This is a genomic window from Streptomyces sp. WAC 06738 (assembly GCF_003945505.1).
Classification (GTDB): domain Bacteria; phylum Actinomycetota; class Actinomycetes; order Streptomycetales; family Streptomycetaceae; genus Streptomyces.
Genome location: NZ_CP029618.1, coordinates 708,523 through 726,672 on the forward strand (window position 1 = coordinate 708,523; position 18,150 = coordinate 726,672).

Annotated in this window: 15 protein-coding genes; 9 read left to right on the top strand and 6 right to left on the bottom strand. The window is 72.6% G+C overall.

Going from position 1 to position 18,150, the window contains the following annotated elements; all coding sequences use genetic code 11:
- Positions 1–52 precede the first annotated feature (52 nt).
- Complete coding sequence (locus DMB38_RS02765; RefSeq protein ID WP_125933801.1) at positions 53–1,519, top strand: amino acid permease; 1,467 nt, start codon at positions 53–55, stop codon at positions 1,517–1,519.
- Between the two features lie 232 nt (positions 1,520–1,751).
- Positions 1,752–1,958 (top strand): DUF5999 family protein, encoded by a 207-nt coding sequence (locus DMB38_RS02770; protein WP_101425633.1) that lies wholly within the window; start codon positions 1,752–1,754, stop codon positions 1,956–1,958.
- A 146-nt stretch (positions 1,959–2,104) separates the two neighbouring features.
- Here DMB38_RS02770 and DMB38_RS02775 read toward each other — a convergent pair whose 3' ends face one another.
- The gene (locus tag DMB38_RS02775) at positions 2,105–2,872 is read right to left on the bottom strand and encodes a class I SAM-dependent methyltransferase (RefSeq protein WP_125933802.1); all 768 of its coding nucleotides are present in this window, start codon (positions 2,870–2,872) and stop codon (positions 2,105–2,107) included.
- Positions 2,873–3,151: 279 nt separating this feature from the next.
- Here DMB38_RS02775 and DMB38_RS02780 point away from each other — a divergent pair, with 279 nt between their 5' ends.
- Positions 3,152–6,607: a ThuA domain-containing protein gene (locus tag DMB38_RS02780; protein WP_125933803.1), complete on the top strand. Its 3,456-nt coding sequence runs from the start codon at positions 3,152–3,154 to the stop codon at positions 6,605–6,607.
- 93 nt (positions 6,608–6,700) lie between these two features.
- Here DMB38_RS02780 and DMB38_RS02785 read toward each other — a convergent pair whose 3' ends face one another.
- Positions 6,701–7,951: an ROK family protein gene (locus tag DMB38_RS02785; protein ID WP_125933804.1), complete on the bottom strand. Its 1,251-nt coding sequence runs from the start codon at positions 7,949–7,951 to the stop codon at positions 6,701–6,703.
- A 149-nt stretch (positions 7,952–8,100) separates the two neighbouring features.
- Here DMB38_RS02785 and DMB38_RS02790 point away from each other — a divergent pair, with 149 nt between their 5' ends.
- From DMB38_RS02790 to DMB38_RS02805, 4 genes are read left to right on the top strand one after another with little or no spacing between them, the layout of a single operon-like run.
- Positions 8,101–9,417 carry a sugar ABC transporter substrate-binding protein gene (locus DMB38_RS02790; RefSeq protein WP_125933805.1) on the top strand — a complete coding sequence of 439 codons (1,317 nt, stop codon included), beginning with the start codon at positions 8,101–8,103 and terminating at the stop codon, positions 9,415–9,417.
- Between the two features lie 10 nt (positions 9,418–9,427).
- Entirely contained in the window at positions 9,428–10,435 is a 1,008-nt protein-coding gene (locus DMB38_RS02795; RefSeq protein WP_125933806.1) for a sugar ABC transporter permease, read from the top strand.
- Positions 10,428–11,282, top strand: a complete 855-nt coding sequence (locus DMB38_RS02800; RefSeq protein ID WP_125933807.1) for a carbohydrate ABC transporter permease — start codon at positions 10,428–10,430, stop codon at positions 11,280–11,282. Before DMB38_RS02795 ends, DMB38_RS02800 begins: the two co-directional genes overlap by 8 nt.
- 20 nt (positions 11,283–11,302) lie before the next feature.
- Positions 11,303–12,664, top strand: a complete 1,362-nt coding sequence (locus tag DMB38_RS02805; protein WP_125938776.1) for a GH1 family beta-glucosidase — start codon at positions 11,303–11,305, stop codon at positions 12,662–12,664.
- A gap of 82 nt (positions 12,665–12,746) precedes the next feature.
- Here the strand turns inward: DMB38_RS02805 and DMB38_RS02810 are convergent, their stop codons facing one another.
- Positions 12,747–14,051 carry an MFS transporter gene (locus DMB38_RS02810; protein WP_125933808.1) on the bottom strand — a complete coding sequence of 435 codons (1,305 nt, stop codon included), beginning with the start codon at positions 14,049–14,051 and terminating at the stop codon, positions 12,747–12,749.
- A gap of 61 nt (positions 14,052–14,112) precedes the next feature.
- On the opposite strand from DMB38_RS02810, the gene DMB38_RS02815 reads away from it, so the two are divergent.
- On the top strand, positions 14,113–15,084 hold the full coding sequence (locus DMB38_RS02815) for an ArsR family transcriptional regulator (RefSeq protein WP_125933809.1): 972 nt from the start codon (positions 14,113–14,115) through the stop codon (positions 15,082–15,084).
- Positions 15,085–15,187: 103 nt separating this feature from the next.
- Here the strand turns inward: DMB38_RS02815 and DMB38_RS02820 are convergent, their stop codons facing one another.
- Positions 15,188–15,976 (bottom strand): SDR family oxidoreductase, encoded by a 789-nt coding sequence (locus tag DMB38_RS02820; RefSeq protein WP_125933810.1) that lies wholly within the window; start codon positions 15,974–15,976, stop codon positions 15,188–15,190.
- Positions 15,973–16,395, bottom strand: a complete 423-nt coding sequence (locus DMB38_RS02825; RefSeq protein ID WP_240661944.1) for a limonene-1,2-epoxide hydrolase family protein — start codon at positions 16,393–16,395, stop codon at positions 15,973–15,975. The genes DMB38_RS02820 and DMB38_RS02825 overlap by 4 nt, the downstream gene beginning before the upstream one ends.
- 166 nt (positions 16,396–16,561) lie before the next feature.
- Between DMB38_RS02825 and DMB38_RS02830 the strand changes: the two genes are divergently transcribed.
- Positions 16,562–17,383 carry an SAM-dependent methyltransferase gene (locus tag DMB38_RS02830; RefSeq protein ID WP_125933811.1) on the top strand — a complete coding sequence of 274 codons (822 nt, stop codon included), beginning with the start codon at positions 16,562–16,564 and terminating at the stop codon, positions 17,381–17,383.
- Positions 17,384–17,422: 39 nt separating this feature from the next.
- On the opposite strand, the gene DMB38_RS02835 is transcribed toward DMB38_RS02830, so the two are convergent.
- Entirely contained in the window at positions 17,423–17,977 is a 555-nt protein-coding gene (locus DMB38_RS02835; RefSeq protein WP_125933812.1) for a pyridoxamine 5'-phosphate oxidase family protein, read from the bottom strand.
- Positions 17,978–18,150 lie beyond the last annotated feature (173 nt).

Below are 18,150 nucleotides of genomic sequence, written 5' to 3' on the forward strand. Positions count from 1 at the left end.
TCCGTCATCGTGCTCCACTGTCATCGAACGGCCTCGACGGAGAGGACGCACCATGGCAGGGCTCTGGAGCACGGACGGCGTACTGCGCCGCAAGCCCATCGAGCACATCGAGGCGACCGAGGGTGGGAGCGGCGAACAGCTCACCCGGGTCCTCGGGCTGTGGCAGCTCACGGCGATCGGCGTCGGCGGCATCATCGGCGCGGGCATCTTCGCGCTCGCCGGCGCGGTCGCCAACGGTACGGCGGGCCCCGCCGTGCTCGTCTCCTTCCTCATCGCGGGGGTGGCGAGCGCGGCGGCGGCCCTGTCGTACGCGGAGTTCGCCGGCCTGATCCCCAAGGCGGGGTCGGCGTACACGTACGGCTACGCCGTCCTCGGCGAACTCGCCGGGTGGTTCATCGGCTGGGATCTGCTGCTGGAGTACACCGCGATCGTCGCGGTGGTGGCCATCGGCATCTCCGGCTACTTCTCCTTCCTCATGGAGAACATGGGCGCCGATCTGCCGGCGTGGATGCTCGGCGCCCCGGGCACCGGCGAAGGGCACAAGGTCGACCTCTTCGCGGTCGTGCTGTGCCTGCTGGTCGCGTACCTGCTGACCCTCGGGATCAAGAACGCGGCGCGCTTCGAGACCGTCGTGGTGGTGCTGAAGGTCGTGGTCGTGCTCGTCGTCATCCTGGTCGGCGTCTTCCACATCGACACCGCCAACTACAACCCCTTCTTCCCCTACGGCGTCGGCGGCGCGTTCACCGGCGCGGCGACCGTGTTCTTCGCGGTCTTCGGCTACGACGCGATGTCGACGGCGGCCGAGGAGTCGAAGGAGTCGCAGCGGCACATGCCGAAGGCGATCCTCTACTCGCTGGCGATCTCGATGCTGCTGTACGTGGCCGCGACGCTGGTGCTGACGGGGATGCAGAACTACAAGGGCATCGACCCGGAGAGCGGCTTCTCCACAGCGTTCGAGTCGGTGGGTCTCGGCTGGCTGGCGAACCTGATCGCGGTGGGGGCGATCATCGGCATCCTCACGGTGATGTTCACCTTCATGCTGGGCGTCACGCGCGTCTGGTTCTCGATGAGCCGCGACGGGCTGCTGCCGAAGTGGTTCGCCAAGACGCACCGGACGCGGCACGTGCCGACACGGGTGACGTGGATCGTGGGCATCGGCTCGGCGCTGATCGCGGGCTTCCTCAAGATCGGGGAGGCCGCGGAGCTGACGAACATCGGGATCCTGCTGGCGTTCGTGGTGGTGTGCGTCGCGGTGATCGTGCTGCGCTACCGGCAGCCGGATCTGCCGCGGACGTTCCGCTGCCCCGGGATGCCGGTCGTGCCGCTCATAGGGGTCGGCTTCTCGATCTGGCTGGTGACGTTCCTGAAGTGGGAGACGTGGCTGCGGTTCGGCGTGTGGTTCGCGGTCGGGATGGTCGTGTACTTCACGTACTCCTACCGCCGCAGTGAACTGGCCCGCGCCGAGCGGGCGGCGGCGGACGGGCCCGGTCTCCACAAGCGGGACGAGCCGCGCGGCTGAGGCCGGGGCGGGCCCCGTACCGGACGCGCTGACGGCGCGCCGGTACGGGTCCTGCCGCCCGCGGGCGCTGAGACGGGACTGTGACCGCGTACGGACCGGGGCTCAACCCGCCGGTGGTTTCCTGAGGATGGGCGATGAGTTTCCGGCGCCCGCCGGGTCTCACCTTCCAGACGGAACCACACCGCCACCGGCGGCCCGGCTGGGCCGCCGCCTCCCGACCGAGAGGTGTCCGATGTGCTCCCACCGGCCCGAGTGCCCCGCCGCCGACCGCCCTGACCGCGACGCCGCGCAGACCGTGGCCTTCCACCCCGAGCAGGGCTGGAGCCTGCTGTGCAACGGGACGATCGTCTTCGACGACACGGGTGAACTGCTGCCGACCGGCGCCGTCGTCGCGCCGCGGCGCGAGGTGCGCCCCGGGCTGCTGACGACCGCGGCCTGAGACCCGCCGCCGTACGCACCCACCGGACTTCCGCCGGGCCCGGCCCTCAGGACCGCCCGCCCGGCGAGCCGCCGGCCGCGGCCGGCAGGCCGCTCAGCGACACCGCGCCCGGCGCCGGCAGCGGCTCGCCCGCCGCCTCCGGGGGGCTAATCGCCGCGGACCGCGACCAGCACGCACCTGTCGCCGCACTGCCAGACCGTGCCGACCGCCGCGAAGCCCGCCTTCTGCAGCAGGTCCACGTGGCGCGCCAGGCTCAGCCCGTTGTCCCCCGCGGGGGCCGCGCCGCGGCGGCGCCGCTCGGCGAAGAGCCGGGCCAGCTCGGGCGCCTCGGCCGCCGCGTCCCACCACGACGACCACTCCTCGCCGCCCGGCATCCGCCGCCGCTCGGCCAGCCGGCTGCCGACCTCGCCCGCCAGCTCGGCGACGGCCGCGTCCTCCGGCGGCAGCCGGCCGGCGTTGACGAGCAGCCCGCCGGGGCGGAGCAGGGTGTGCAGCCTGCCGTAGACCTCCAGGAGCACGCGCTCGGGGAGGCGGTGCAGCATGGTCGCGGAGACGGCGGCGTCCAGGGGGCGGTCCAGCTCCAGCTCGTCCTGCCAGCCGATGCCGCCGATCACCGTGTCGACGAAGCGCACCTGCGTGCCGTGCATCCGGCGGCCGAGGCCGAGCAGCACGGGGTCGGCGTCGGCGGCGACGACGTCGAGCGCGGGCATCCGGCGCTTGAGCCGGGAAGCCAGCGAGCCCGTACCGCAACCGAGGTCGAGGACGGCGGGGCGCTCCCGGCCCGCGGTGATGAGCTCCACGAGGTCACCGACGACGGTGAACCGCTCCTCGCGACCGGCCTCCCGCTGCTCCCGCTGGAGTTCCCAGCGCACCGCCCAGCCCTTGGCCGCCGCCGCGCTCAGGTCCTCGCCCATTCCGTGAGGATACCCGGCTACGAGATCTTGAACTCGCGGCGACGCCGCGGGCGGGGCGGCGCGCCGCGCGTGGCCGGACGTCCCGGCGCTCCGCTCACGTGGGGTTTCCGCCCCTTCCCGTACGCCCGGAAGACGGCCGGTTCCCGGTCCGCGCACGACCGTTGACCACCTGTGGGTAAGGGCTTACTTTGACAGGGCACCGTCAGCAAGCGCTTTCTACGCCACTCGAAACGGGCCCGCCCTCCGGCGCGCCCGCGTTCCGGCACGACTGGGAGCACTATGAGACGCCTGGCAAGACCACCCCTGTCACCCATCGCCGTCCTGGCCGCGCTGCTGGCGCTGCTCCTGGGCACGGCCTCGGCGACGGCCGCCCCGCAGGACGAGGAGGCCGGCTTCCGGGTCCTGGTCTTCTCCAAGGTCACGAACTTCTACCACGACTCCATCCCGGCGGGCATCGCGGCCGTCGAGAAGCTCGGCGAGGAGCACGGCTTCGAGGTCGACTCGACCGACGACGCGGCCGCGTTCACCGAGGAGAACCTCGCGAACTACGAGGCGGTCGTCTTCAACAACACCAACTCCACGCCGGAGAGCGGCGACCTGCTCGACGCCGGCCAGCGGGCCGCGCTGCAGTCGTACATCCAGGGCGGCGGGGGCTGGCTCGGCCTGCACGCCGCCTCGGCCAGCGAGCGCGACTGGGACTGGTACGAGGGCCTGGTCGGCGCGATCTTCGACAAGCACCCCGTGCCGCAGACGGGCCGGATCAAGGTGCTGGACAACACCCACCCCTCCACCAAGGGCCTGCCCCAGCTCTGGGAGCGCAACGAGGAGTGGTACAACTGGCGCGCCAACCCGACCGGCAAGGTGCACACCCTCGCGCAGATCAAGGTGCGCGACGGCATCACCGGACTGGACGAGGGCGTCGACCACCCGTTCTCGTGGTGCCAGAAGTACGACGGCGGCCGCTCGTGGTTCACCGCCGGCGGCCACGACGCCTCGGCCTTCGACGAGCCGCTCTTCCTCAAGCACCTGCTCGGCGGCATCCGGTGGGCCGCGGGCGACGCGCCCGGCGACTGCTCGGCCACCCAGACCGGCAACTTCCAGCGCACCCCGCTGGTCACCAGCGACCTCGCCGACCCGTTCGAGCTGGCCGTCGCCCCCGACCGGCGGGTCTTCTACGCCCAGCGCACCGGTGAGCTGAAGGTCGTCGACCAGGAGACGCTGCAGGTCACCACGGCCCTGGACTTCGACTACACCCCCGAGATGACCAGCCAGTCCGACGGCCTCCTCGGGCTCACCCTGGATCCGGACTTCGCGCGCAACAACTGGATCTATCTCCTCCACTCCGACAAGGAGAAGAACCTCATCAACCTGTCCCGCTTCACCATGAAGGGGAACACCGCGGACCCGGCGTCGCAGAAGGTGCTGCTGACGGTCCCGACGTGGCGCGGCGAGGGCCGGGCCAACGTGCACATGGCCGGCTCGCTCACCTTCGACGCCGCGGGCAACCTCTACGTCGCCACCGGCGACAACACCGACCCGTTCGAGTCCAGCGGCTTCGCGCCGATCGACGAGCGCGAGGGCCGGCGCGCCTGGGACGCCCAGGGCACCGCGGGCAACACCAACGACCTGCGCGGCAAGGTGCTGCGCGTGAAGCCCACGAACGGCGGCAGCTACACCATCCCGAAGGGCAACCTCTTCAAGCAGGGCGAGTCGAAGACCCGTCCCGAGATCTACGCGATGGGCCTCCGCAACCCGTTCCGCATCACCACCGACCCGATCTCCGGCGCCCTGCTGGTCGCGGACTACGGCCCCGACGCCCGCAGCGCCGACCCGAACCGCGGTCCCGAGGGGACGGTGGAGTACAACCGGATCACCAAGGCGGGCAACCAGGGCTGGCCGTACTGCATCGGCAACAACACGCCGTTCAACGACTACGACTTCGCGGCCGGCAAGGCCGGGGAGAAGTTCGACTGCTCGGCGCCCGTGAACGACTCGCCGAACAACACCGGCAAGACGGAGCTGCCGCCCGCGCAGCCCGCCACGGTCTGGTACGCGTACTCGGCCTCGCAGGAGTTCCCCGAGCTGGGCACCGGCGGCGGCGGCCCGATGAGCGGCCCGGTCTACGACTACGACCCGGAGAACGACAGCCCGTACAAGTTCCCCGAGTACTTCGAGGGGAAGTGGATCACCTACGAGCTGACCCGCAAGTGGTTCAAGACCTTCTCGTTCCAGGAGAAGGACCAGCAGTTCGAGGACCCGCGGTTCGCGCCCGCCAAGAAGGGCGACCTGCAGTCGATCAACGGGATCTTCGCCGACATGAGCTGGGTGCAGCCCTTCGAGGCGGACTTCGGCCCCGACGGCTCGCTGTACGTCATCGACTTCGGCGAGGGCAGCGGCACCGGCCGCGGCGGCAGCAACGAGAAGGCGGGCATCTACCGCATCGACTACGTGGCCGAGGGCCGGCCGCCGGTGGCGAAGCTGTCGGCGTCGGCGGACTCCGGGCCCGCGCCGCTGACGGTGGAGTTCTCCTCTGAGGGCTCGCACTCGCCGGGCGACGACCCGATCACGTACGCCTGGGACTTCGACGGCGACGGCACGACCGACTCCACGGACCCCAACCCGACGCACACCTACACCGAGAAGGGCCGGTTCACCGCCCGGCTGACGGTGGAGGGTCCGCCGGAGCGTACGGCGATGGCGGTGCACGAGGTCACCGTCGGCAACACCCGTCCCGAGGTGAAGGTCACCACGCCGGCCGACGGCACCGCGTTCGACTTCGGCGACACCGTTCCGTACAAGGTGGAGGTGAGCGACGCGGAGGACGCTGACATCGACTGCTCGCGCGTGGTGGTGCAGACGCAGCTCGGGCACGACGACCACCTGCACCCGCTGGACAACCTCACCGGCTGCGAGGGCGAGTTCAAGACCGACCCGGGCGACAGCCACGGCCCGGGACAGAACCTCTACTACGGCATCAGCGCGCAGTACGAGGACGACGGCGCCGAGGGCGTGCCGAGCCTGGTGGGCTCCGACTCGCTGAGCCTGCGGCAGAAGTTCCGCGAGGCCGAGCACCACAACGGCACCGGCGGCGCGAACGGCGGCGTGGAGACGCTGGCCCGGGAGGACTCCTCCGGGGGCAAGCGGCTGGGCGAGATCGAGCACGGCGACTGGATCGTGCTGGACCCGGGGACTCCGAGCGGGATCGACTCGGTGACGGTCGGCGCCTCGTCCGGCGGGCTCGGCGGCGACGTCGAGTTCCGCGCGAACGCGCCGGACGGCGAGCTGCTGGGCAAGGCGACGATCCCGAACACCGGGGACTTCGCCAAGGTGGTCTCGCCCACGGTGCCGCTCACCGATCCGGGCGGGGTGGAGAAGGTCTATCTGGTCTTCACCAACCCGGCGTGGACGCCGTCGAGCCCGGACCTGATGGCGCTGGACTGGCTGCACTTCAACGGCCGCGGCGCGGAGAAGGAGTCGGCGGCGAAGGTGACGGTGACGGCCTCGCCGGAGAGCGCGACGGCGCCGGCGGAGTTCTCCTTCGAGGGCGCGGTGACGCTGCCCGAGGGGCGTACGGCCACGTCGTACCACTGGACCTTCGGGGACAACGCGACGGGCGACGGTGCGGCGACGGCGACGCACACGTACACCAGGAAGGGGACGTACACCGCGCATCTGACCGTCACGGACGACACCGGGAACCTGACGACCGGTGCGGTGCAGGTGACGGTGAACTGACCGCAGGCGGCGGCCGGCCGGGGATGCCCGGTCGGCCGCCGCCCACCCGGCGCCCGGTGGCGGTTCGTGCGCGGGCGGGAGCGCCGGGAGGCTTCAGCGGGTCGGGGTCGCCGCGGTGTCGCGGTGTGCCGTGCCGCCTGCGTCGAGGAAGTGGCTGAGCGGGAGCGTCGCGGCGCCGACCGTCACGGCGTCGGTGCCGAGTTCGCCCATCTCGATCGCCGCGCGCGCCGCCGGGTAGCGCAGGGCGTACATGGCCGTGGCCCCGCGTACGGCCGGCAGCAGCCGGGGCCCCGCGAGCAGCCCGGCCCAGCCCGACAGCACGATGCGCTCCGGGTTGAAGAGGTTGACGAGGTCGGCGATGCCGGCGCCGAGGTATTCGGCGGTCTCGTCCAGCACGGCGCGGGCCGCGGGGTCGTCGGCGGCGATCAGCTCCGCGAGCGCCGACTCCTCGTCCGTGGCGACCGGTTCGCCACCCGCCTCCCGCCAGCGCCGCAGCATCCCCTCCGCGCCGACGTACGCCTCCAGGCAGCCGCGGGCGCCGCACCGGCAGCGCCGTCCGCGTATCCGCATGGTGGTGTGCCCCCACTCCCCCGCGCCGCTGGACGAGCCGCCGTAGGCGGTGCCGTCGGTGACGACGCAGGCCCCGACGCCGGAGCCGATGAGCGCGATGACGGCGTTGCGCGCGCCGCGGCCCGCGCCGAACCACATCTCGGCCTGGCCCAGCGTCTTGGCGCCGTTGGCCACGGTGTACGGCACGTCCGCCAGGCCGGGCGCGCCGGTCGCGGCGGTGCGCAGCATCGCCTCCAGGGGTACGGCGTCCCAGCCGATGGTCTGCGCGTACACCACCGCGCCGCCGCGGGCCGGTTCGCGGTCGACGATGCCGGGGACGCCGAGGCCGACGCCGAGCAGCTCGCCGGCGGCGACGCCCGCGTCGGCGAGCACGGCGGCCAGCCCCTCGGCGATGTGCGCGACGACCCGCCCGGCGTCCCGGCCGCCGTCGGCGAGCGGGCGCTCGGCACGGGCGAGTTCGGTACGGGCGAGGTCGAACAGCTCCACCCGCACCCGGGTCTCGCCGACGTCGACGCCGGCGATGTGCCCGCAGCGCGGCGCCACCCGCAGCAGGGTGCGGGGGCGGCCGCCGTCGGAGTCGACCGCGCCGGCCTCCTCCAGCACCCCCTCCGCTATCAGCTCCGCGGCGACGTTGCTGATCGACCCGGAGCTGAGCCCGGTGACCGGGCCCAACTCCTGGCGGCTCAGCGGCCCTTCGAAGTACAGGTGGCGCAGTACCGCGGAGCGGTTGCTACGGCGCAGGTCGCGCACGGTACGGCCGTTGTTTCTCGCCATGTGGCTCCTTCCCGGAGGAAAGATACGTGCCGGGAAACGCGTGTGAGAAGGGTTGACGAGGACTTCTTTCACTACTTAACTCACGCCCTGAATTAAGCGCGGGCCGCGTTCACAGCCTTAAGTCATGTGCCCGGAGAGGGGCCCCACCCATGCGCAGAATCCGCCTGGCGGCGACCGCCGCACTCGCCACCGCCCTCAGTCTGACCGCCGCCGCCTGCGGCGGCGGCAGCTCGACGGGTTCGGAGGGCAGCAACGACAAGCCCGACGAGCTGACGTACTGGGCGAGCAACCAGGGCACCAGCCTGGAGCACGACAAGGAGGTGCTGACCCCGGAGATCGAGAAGTTCGAGAAGAAGACGGGCATCGACGTCAAGCTCGAAGTCATCCCCTGGGACAGCCTGCTGGACCGGATCCTCGCGGCCACCTCCTCCGGGCAGGGTCCCGACGTGCTCAACATAGGCAACACCTGGTCCGCCTCGCTGCAGGCGAGCGACGGACTGCTGGCGTGGGACGACAAGACGCTGGACCGGATCGGCGGCAGGGACCGGTTCGTCCCCTCGGCGCTGGCCGCCGCGGGTGCCGAGGGCCAGGACCCGGCGGCGGTGCCGCTGTACTCCCTCGCGTACGCGCTCTACTACAACAAGCAGATGTTCGCGGACGCCGGCATCGAGGAACCCCCGGCCACCTGGGACGACTTCGTCGCCGTCGGCAAGAAGCTGACGAAGGACGGCAAGTACGGCGTCGCCGTCGAGGGCGGAAACCCGGTGGAGAACTCGCACCACGCCTTCGTCTTCGGCAAGCAGCACGGCGCGGACTTCTTCGACGCCGAGGGCAACCCGACGTTCGACACCCCCGAGGCGGTCGCGGCGGTCAAGCAGTACGTCGACTTCCTCGCCAACGACAAGATCGCCGCGGTCGGCAACGCCGAGTACGCGCAGAACCAGTCGATCAAGGACCTCGCCACCGGCAAGGCCGGGATGCTCCTGTGGCAGGCCGCCGGCAGCTCGCTCAAGGCGCACGGCATGAAGCCCGAGGAGTACGGCGTCGCGCCCGTACCGATGCAGAGCGAGAACCCGCCGGAGGGCCGGAACGTCAACTCCATGGTCGCCGGCATCAACATCGCCGTCTTCAAGAACACCGACAACCTCGACGGCGCCCTGGACTTCGTGAAGTTCATGACCTCCACCGAGGAACAGCAGATCCTCAACGAGACCTACGGCTCCATCCCGCCGGTCAAGGAGGCGCAGGAGCACGAGGCGTTCAGCACCACCGACCTGACCGTGCTGCGCGAGGTGCTGTCCACCAGCTCCGCGCCGCTGCCGCAGGTGCCGGACGAGGCGCAGTTCGAGACCCTCGTCGGCGACGCGATGAAGGAACTGTTCGCGGACGCCGCCGCCGGCGACGAGGTGACCACGGAATCGGTCCAAAAGCGGCTGACCGAGGCCCAGCAGCAGATGCAGAAGTGAGCGGCGCCGGATGACCGCGACCGCCCTCGACACGCCCCCGGCCGGCCCCGGCGACAAGCCGCCCGCCGGCCGGGGCGCCGCCCGCAAGCGCCGCCGCACCGGCCGCGGCCGCGTACGGCGCGGCGCCCTGCCGTACCTCCTGCTCCTGCCCGCGCTCCTGCTCGAGCTGCTGATCCACCTGGTGCCGATGGCCGTCGGCGTGGTGATGAGCTTCAAGGAGCTGACCCAGCACTACATCCGCGACTGGGGCGCCGCGCCCTGGACGGGGCTGGACAACTTCCGCATCGCCGTCGACTTCGACGCCCCCGTGGGCGAGGCGCTGCTGCGCTCGTTCTTCATCACCTGCGCGTTCACGGTGCTCGCGGTGGGGCTCTCGTGGCTGCTCGGCGTCACCGCGGCGATCCTGATGCAGGACGCCTTCCGCGGCCGCGGCCTGCTGCGCGCGCTCTTCCTCACTCCGTACGCGCTGCCCGTCTACACCGCCGTCATCACCTGGTCCTTCATGCTCCAGCGGGACAACGGCCTGGTGAACCACGTGCTCCACGACCAGCTTGGGCTCACCGGCCAGCCCACGTTCTGGCTGATCGGCGACAACGCGTTCGTCTCGCTGGTCGTCGTCTCGGTCTGGCGCACCTGGCCGTTCGCCTTCCTGGTGCTCACCGCCGCGCTGCAGAACATCCCGCGCGAGGTGTACGAGGCGTCCGCGATCGACGGCGCCGGGATCTGGCAGCAGATCCGCCGGATCACGCTGCCGTCGCTGCGGCCGGTCAACCAGGTGCTGGTCCTGGTGCTGTTCCTGTGGACCTTCAACGACTTCAACGTGCCGTACATCCTCTTCGGCAAGTCGGCACCGGAGTCCGCGGACATCATCTCCATCCACATCTACCAGTCGTCCTTCGTGACCTGGAACTTCGGCGCCGGCTCGGCCATGTCCGTGCTGCTGCTGCTCTTCCTCCTGGTCGTCACGGCCGGCTATCTGCTGCTCACCTCGCGGGGAAGGAAGGCGGCCCGTGCATAGCTCCCCCACCGCGCCGCCGCGGTCGTTCGTCTGGACCCGGCGGATCGTGCTCACGCTACTGACGGTCTTCGCGGTCACTCCCGTGTACGTGATGCTCAGCAGTTCGCTGAAGCCGCTGGAGGACGTCACCGGGGCGTTCCGCTGGATCCCCAGCGGGCTGACCATCCGGCCGTACCTCGACATCTGGGACACGGTGCCGCTGGCCCGTTACTTCCTGAACTCGCTGATCGTGGCGGGCGCCGCGACGGGCTGCTCGGTCGTCATCGCGGTCTTCGCCGCGTACGCGGTCAGCCGCTACCGCTTCCGCGGCAAGCGGCTCTTCACGGTCACGGTGCTGTCCACCCAGATGTTCCCCGGCATCCTGTTCCTGCTGCCGCTCTTCCTGATCTTCGTCAACATCGGGAACACCACCGGGATCGCCCTCTACGGCTCCCGCGGCGGCCTGATCCTCACGTACATGACCTTCACCCTGCCCTTCTCGATCTGGATGCTGGTCGGCTATCTCGACTCCATCCCCCGCGACCTGGACGAGGCGGCGCTCGTCGACGGCTGCGGGCCGCTGAAGGCGCTCTTCCGTGTCGTGGTGCCGGCGGCGGTCCCCGGGATCGTCGCCGTCGCCATCTACTCCTTCATGACCGCCTGGGGCGAGGTGCTCTTCGCCTCGGTCATGACCAACGACGTCACCCGGACGCTCTCCGTCGGGCTGCAGGGGTACGCCACCCAGACCGAGGTGTACTGGAACCAGGTCATGGCCGCCTCCCTCGTCGTCAGCCTCCCCGTCGTCGCCGGCTTCCTGCTGCTCCAGCGCTACCTCGTCGCCGGGCTGACCGCAGGAGCCGTCAAGTGACCACGTCCGAAAGGAACTCCGTGACCGACCTGCACCTCGACCGCCTCCCGTCCGACTTCGTGTGGGGCACGGCCACCGCCGCGTACCAGATCGAGGGCGCCGTACGCGAGGACGGGCGCTCCCCGTCGATCTGGGACACCTTCTCGCACACGCCCGGCATGGTCGACGGCGGCGACACCGGCGACACCGCCTGCGACCACTACCACCGCTGGCCCGAGGACATCGCGCTGATGCGCCGGCTGGGCGCCGGGGCGTACCGCTTCTCGATCGCCTGGCCGCGGGTCGTCCCGGGCGGCGACGGGCCCGTCAACGAGGCGGGGCTGGCCTTCTACGACCGGCTCACCGACGCGCTCCTCGAAGCCGGCATCACGCCCTTCCCCACGCTCTACCACTGGGACCTGCCGCAGTCGCTCCAGGACCGCGGCGGCTGGGCGGAGCGCGCGACCGCCGAGGCGTTCGCGGCGTACGCGGACGCGGTGGCCCGCCGGCTCGGCGACCGGATCACCGACTGGGCCACGCTCAACGAGCCGCTCTGCTCGGCCTGGATCGGCCATCTGGAGGGCCGGATGGCACCGGGGCTCACCGATCTCACGGCGGCGGTACGGGCCTCGTACCACCTCCACCTCGGCCACGGCCTGGCGGTCCAGGCGCTGCGCGCCGCGGTGCCGGGGGCGCGGATCGGGCTGGTCAACAACCTCACGCACTGCGAGCCGGCCTCCGACCGCGACGAGGACATCGCCGCCGCCGCGCGCGCGGACGGGCACACCAACCGCTGGTGGATGGACCCCGTCCACGGCCGCGGCTACCCGGAGGACATGCGCCGGCTGTACGGCGTGGACCTGCCCGAGCGCCCCGGGGACCTGGAGACCATCGCCGCCCCGCTGGACTGGCTCGGCCTGAACTACTACTTCCGCCAGGTCGTCGCCGACGATCCGGACGGGCCGCTGCCGTACGCGCGCCAGGTCGACCTGCCCGGCGTGCGGCGCACCGCGATGGGCTGGGAGGTGCACGCCGAGGGGCTGACGAAGACGCTGGAGCGGATGGCCGACGACTACCGCGCCCGCTGCCTGTACGTCACCGAGAACGGCGCCGCCTACCCGGACGCGGTCGGCCCCGACGGCCAGATCGACGACCCGGAGCGCACCCGCTATCTGGAGGAACACCTCGCCGCCTGCGCGGAGGCGGTGCGCCGGGGCGTGCCGCTGGCGGGGTACTTCGCCTGGTCGCTGCTGGACAACTTCGAGTGGGCGTACGGCTACGACAAGCGCTTCGGGCTCGTCCACGTCGACTACGCCACCCAGCGGCGCACCGTGAAGGGCAGCGGCCGGCGCTACGCCGAGCTGATCCGCGGCCACCGCGCGGCGGCGCGGCGCGCGGCGTAGCGCGTACGGCACACGCTCCGCCCGGGTCCGCCGCCGCGTGCCCCGCACGGCATCCCCCCACCACGACGGCGTGCCCGGGCGGTCACGCGCGCGGCGCCCGCGGCCCGACCCCGGACTCCCGGTCCCGCGTCCCGCCCCCGCCACCGGGCGGACGCGGGGCCGGGTCCTCCCGCGCCGGGGCGGTGGCGGCATCACCGTCCGCACTCGCCCGGCCCGCCGCGCTCGCCGCACCCGCCGCGCGCAGGCCGGGGGTCAGGGCCAGCGTGACGGCGACCGAGAGCGCCGCCATCGCGGCCATCGCCGTCGCCGGCGAGGTCAGCTCCGCGATGCCGCCGGCGAGGGCGGCGGCCACGCCCTGCATGGTGAGCATCCCCGAGGTGTGCAACCCGAGGGCCTGGCCGCTGAGTTCGTCAGGCGTGAACGCCATCAGCCGCTCCTGCTGGACGAGGCTCGCGGCGAACCCGGCCGAGGCGAGGGTGACCGCCACCGCGGCCACCGCCAGCGGCGGGCGCAGCGCGAAGACCAGGTACGGGACCGCCAGCAGCAACAGCAGCGGCACCCCGAGCCGGGGCCGCCACCGGGCGGGCAGCACCCGTCCGGCGAGGACATCGCCGGTGAGCATGCCGAGCGCGGTGAGGGCCAGCAGGACGCCGGCGCGGTCCGGTGCGTACGGCACGAACTGCGACTCGGCGCCGACGACGAGGCCGTTGGGCAGCCAGAGCGCGAGATACAGGGTGCGGCGGTGCCGCGAGGACCAGAGCAGCCCGTTGACCCGCCAGGTCTCCACGACCGAGGGCCGCCCCGCCGCGCGCGGCGCCCGGCGGCCGAGCCCGGCGCGGGCGACGGCGGCACCGGTGAGGAACGCCGCGGCGGCGACGAGGAGCGTGCCGCGCGGCGAGAGCGCGGTCACGAGCACGCCGCCGACCGCGAAGCCGGTGATCTGCATGGCGCCGGCGGACATGTTCACCACCGACCTGCCGAGCAGGTAGCCGTCGCGCGGCAGGATCTCGTTGAGCAGCCCGTAGCGCACCCCGCCGCCCACGGAGGCGAGCAGCCCGAGGCAGACCAGGATCGCGAACGCGCCCCACACCGGCAGCCCCGGCGCGGCCTGCGCGGTGGTCGCGGCGGCGTAGACGAGGGCGAGCGCGGTCATCGCGCCGCGCGGCGGCAGCCGGTCCGCGGCGGACAGCAGCAGGGTCGCGCCGAGCACCTGGGCGAGCGAGGGGCCGAACATGGCGAGGGCCGACAGCAGCGGGGAACCCGTCTGCTCGTAGATGTGCGTGCCGAGCGCCAGGCCGCTGATCGTCAGCCCGGCGACCTGGAGGGAGGAGGCGGCGAAGAGGGGTGTGAACTCCGGGGCCCGGAACAGCTCGCGATAGGTGCGCATGCCGGGCAGCCTCGGGGAGATCGCGGCCGGGGGGTTAGAGTTTCGCCGGGAGGCGAAAGCAATGGGGTGGTGGCAGGTCGACGCGGACACGCTGGCGGGCAGCCGGTTCGTGGTCTCGCCGCTCGCGGAGACCCTCGCGTGCCTGAAGACGCTCGCCCGCGGCGCTCCCTCGCACCCCGGGGAGCGCGCCTGGCTCGACGCCCACCTGCCCGCGTACCGCGCGCGGCAGGCCGCGGACCCGGTGGCCGACGAGCTGGTCCGGGCGGGGCTCCTGCGGCCATGGAACGCCGACTTCCTCACGCCCACCCCCACGGGCGCGGCGGGGGTGTCCTTCGAGGAGGAGCTGGCGGCGGTGCGGGCCACGCCCCCGGACGCCGCCCGCGCCGACGTCGCCGTCTCCCTCGACGGCCGGCTGCCGGAGCGGCTGCGCCGCGACGACCTGCCGCGCCGGGCGGCGGAGGTCATGGAGTGGGTCTGGCGGGAGACGGTGCTGCCGGACTGGCCGCGGCGCCGGCGGATCATCGAGGCGGACATCGTCGCGCGCACCGCGCAGGTGGGGCACGGCGGCTGGGCGGCGGCGCTGGACGCGCTGCGGCCGGGGACGCGGTGGCTGGGCGCGAGCCGGCTGCAGATAAACGTGCGCGACTACCCGCCGCGGGACGTCTCCGGCGCGCAACTGCTCTTCGTGCCCGTGGTGCCGCGCACCGGCTGGGTCTGCTGGGAGGCACCGCACCGCTACGCGCTCGTCTACCCCTGCGCCGGGGCCCTGGCCGACACCGGGACCGCCGCCCCGGCGGAGTCGCTGGGCCGGCTCCTCGGCCCGGGGCGGGCGACGGTGCTGGCGCTGCTGGACACCCCGAAGAGCACGACGCAGTTGGTGGCACTCACCGGGCAGGGCCTCGGCTCGGTGGGGCGGCACCTGCGGGTGCTGCGCGACGCCCGGCTGGTGGGACGGCGGCGCGCGGGGCGGTCGGTGCTGTACTACCGCACGGCGGCCGGCGAGGTGCTGGTCGCGGCTCAGCGGGACGACTGAGCCCGCCGCGAGACGGGCGTACGCGGCCGCCCGTGACGGGCCCGCCCGCCGTCCCGGTCCGCGTCGCGGTCCGGGACGGGTGCGTGCGTACCGCCGGGAGCGCTCAGCCGGCCGAACGGTCGCGCTGGTAGCCGCCGTCGATGTCCCAGACGGCGCCCGTGACGTACCCGCTCTCCGCGCTGTCCAGCAGGGTGAGGGCCGGCCGGGCGATCTCCTCCGGGGTGGCCATCCGCTTGACGAGGTTGGTGGCGATCGTGGCCTCCTCCAGCCCCGGGATGGCCTTCGCCGCCTCGTACATCGACGGCGTGTACGTGCCGCCGGGGCAGAGGGCGTTGACCCGGATGCCGCTGGGCGCCAGCTCGATGGCCCAGGTGGACACCAGGTAGTGCAGCGCCGCCTTGGTGGCGCCGTACACGCCGAGGCCCGGGACGGGCAGCCGGCCGGTGGCCGACGACGTGAGGGTCACCGCCGCGCCGGGGCGCTTCGCCAGCTCCGGCGCCGCCGCGCGGACGAAGGTGATGGGGCCGCGCAGGTTGACCGCGAGCATGCGGTCGACGTGGTCGAGCGGCTGTCCCGCGATGTCGCCGGGCAGCAGCGTGCCGGCGTTGAAGTGCAGCAGGTCCAGGCCGCCGTGGGTGTCGACGGCGTGGGCGACCGCACGGGCGGCGGTCGTCTCGTCGGCGACGTCGCCGGCGATGCCGGACGCGGCCGGGCCGAGCTTGGCGGTGGCCTCGGCGAGCACGTCCTCGCGCCTGGCCACCAGGACGACGTTGGCGCCGCCGGCCACCAGCCCGGCGGCGACCGCCAGGCCGATGCCCTCGCTGGCCCCGGCGACGACGGCGGTCCTGCCCGCGAACCGCCCGCCCGGGTCCTCCCCGGTCTGCGCGGTCACGCGTCGCCCGCCATCAGGTGGGCCAGGAGCGCGGAGTCGTAGTAGTCGCGCCAGGACGTGATCTTGCCGTCGGCGACCTCGAAGGTGCCCATGACGGGCAGCGACTCGACCAGGACGGCGCCGTCCTTGCCGGTCCAGCGCTCGTGGCGCTGGGTGAGCACGGTGCCGCCCCGGCTCGCGATCCGCAGCACCTCTCCCCCCACGCTCTCCAGTCCGGTCTGGTCGACGAGCTGCTGGAGGAAGCCCAGGATCTGCTCCGTGCCGCGGACCTCCGGCAGCCCCTGGTTGTCCCAGACGCAGTCGTCGGCCAGATGGCGGCGGAAAGCGGGCACCATCTCGGCGTAGGTGGTGCCCATGTCGGCGAAGAACTGCACGACGAGGGCTTCTTCTTCGGTGGCGGGTTCGTTCGGGGCTGGCATGCCCCGGAACGCTATTGAGCGCCCGCGCCGCCCGTCAAGGCGGGACCGTACTTCTCGCCATCCCCAATCGACCCATGGCTCAAGGTCGTTGACCCCATGGTGCGACGCCCCGCGGCAACGGATAGGCTCGGCCCTCACGTCACCAGCCGGGCAGAAAGGGACTGTTGTGGAGGACGAGGGCAACGGGCGGGCGGCCAAACCGGGACCCGGCGACATCGACACCACCAAGCCCAGCATCGCCCGGGCCTACGACGTGGTGCTCGGCGGCAAGGACAACTACAAGGTCGACCGGGCCGTCGCCGACCAGTTGCGGCAGACCATGCCGCACATCGACGACCTGGCGTGGCTCAACCGCGAGGCGCTGGGCCGCACGGTGCGCTACCTGACCGCCGAGGCGGGCATCGACCAGCTCATCGACCTCGGCGCCGGGCTGCCGACCATGGAGAACACCCACCAGGTCGCCCAGCGCCACCTGCCGGGCGCCCGCGTGGTCTACGTCGACAACGACCCCATCGTCCTCGCCCACGGCCGCGCGCTGCTCCAGGAGAACGACGACACCTTCGTCATCACCGCCGACCTGCGGCGCCCGCAGGAGATCCTGGAGCACCCCGACGTGCGCCGGCTGATCGACTTCTCCCGTCCGGTGGCGATCCTGCTCGTCGGCATCCTCCACCACCTCCACGACGACGAGGACCCGCAGGGCATCGTGGACGCGTACATGGACGCGGTCCCGTCGGGCAGCCACCTGGTGATCACCGCCTTCTGCGACGTCGGCGAGGAGGCCCGGGCGCTGCAGGACACCTTCCTGTCCTTCCTCGGCACCGGCCGCTTCCGCACCGCCGCCGAGATCGAGAGCTACTTCACCGGTCTCGAACTGCTGGAGCCGGGCGTGGTCTCGCTGCCGCACTGGCGTCCCGACAAGCCGGTCCGCACGGATCTGAAGCTCTACGAGCGCCTGATGGCCGGAGGCGTCGGCCGCAAGCCGTGACGCGGCGGACCCGCAAGGCCCCGCCGGAGCGCCCGCGGCTCAGGCTCCGCCGGGCGCCCGGGCGGGGAAACGGTAGCGGGTCTGGCCGAACGGCTCGCCCTTGGCGAAGGCGAACGCGACCCGCGGAGTGACCTCGAAGACCAGCGGGCCCTCGCCGCGGCGGATGGCCTCGGGGAGCCCGTGGAAGGTGCCCTCGGGCGAAGTGACGTGGCGGCCGTACTTGGCGGTGTACGCGTCCGCGACCCGGCCGAGCAGGGCGCGGTCGCGGACCTGCGCGGCGTCGCCCTCGACGACCACGTCGAGCCCTTCGTCCAGGGCGCTGCCGCCGGTGCTGACGGCGCAGTGCGGGTTGGCGGCGAGGTTGCGGGCCTTGCGCTCCCCGGCGCCGGTGGCGAAGTACACGGCGCCGTCGAGCCACGCGCCGATCAGCGGGGTGACGTGGGGGCGGCCCTCGGGGCGTACGGACGTCAGCCAGAAGGTCGCGGCCGTCTCCAGTTCGCGGCGGGCGTCCGGCCATGGGGTGGCGGCGGCCCCGGCGCCGCTGAAGGCCGGGTCGAGCGTCGTCTCGGGCTGGTGGGATGTCGTTCCGGTCATGCGGACTCCTTGCGGTGCACGGTCTTCGGCGGTCTCCCGCGCGCTGTTCTCCCTGCCGGTGTCGACCAGCCTGGCGGCCGGAACTCATCGGGCGGCGCCACCACGGAGGCGTGTCGGCGTTGTTGACGGTCCAGGAACGCGATGGGAGGCTCTGTTGCCGAGTTCGTGAAATC